This is a genomic window from Seonamhaeicola marinus (assembly GCF_008085455.1).
This window is the reverse complement of record NZ_VSDQ01000432.1, coordinates 1-449: the sequence shown is the minus strand read 5'-3', so window position 1 is coordinate 449 and position 449 is coordinate 1. Positions and strand designations below refer to the sequence as shown.

1 protein-coding gene is annotated in these 449 nt (G+C 35.2%); it reads left to right on the top strand.

Features of this window, described 5'->3' with window-relative positions:
• The coding region (locus tag FUA24_RS07550; protein ID WP_148541146.1) for a TonB-dependent receptor plug domain-containing protein at positions 1 to 449 on the top strand (449 nt) is incomplete at both ends.

Here is a 449-nt window from a genome sequence, read left to right as displayed (position 1 = left end):
AATGTAAATTTAGGTGATATTTTTTTAGAAGAAGAAGCTGAAAGCTTAGAAGCTGTTACCGTTATTGCTGAAAACTCTACCATACAACAAAAAGTAGACAGAAAAGTTATTACAATAGGTAAAGACCTTGCCGCAACTGGTACAGCATCGCAATTAATGGTAGGTATTCCATCAGTAAATGTTGATGCTCAAACGGGCGATATTAGTATGCGAGGCAATCAAAACGTGCGTGTAATGGTAGATGGTAAATTATCAAACATACCAACAGCACAACTATTAAAACAAATTCCATCTACAGCCATTAAATCTATTGAACTAATTACAAACCCTTCAGCAAAATACAACCCAGAAGGCATGAGTGGTATTATTAACATTGTACTACATAAAAACACCATGGTTGGCTTTAATGGTAACCTTAATGTAGGTGTTACACACGAAAAAGAGGCTAA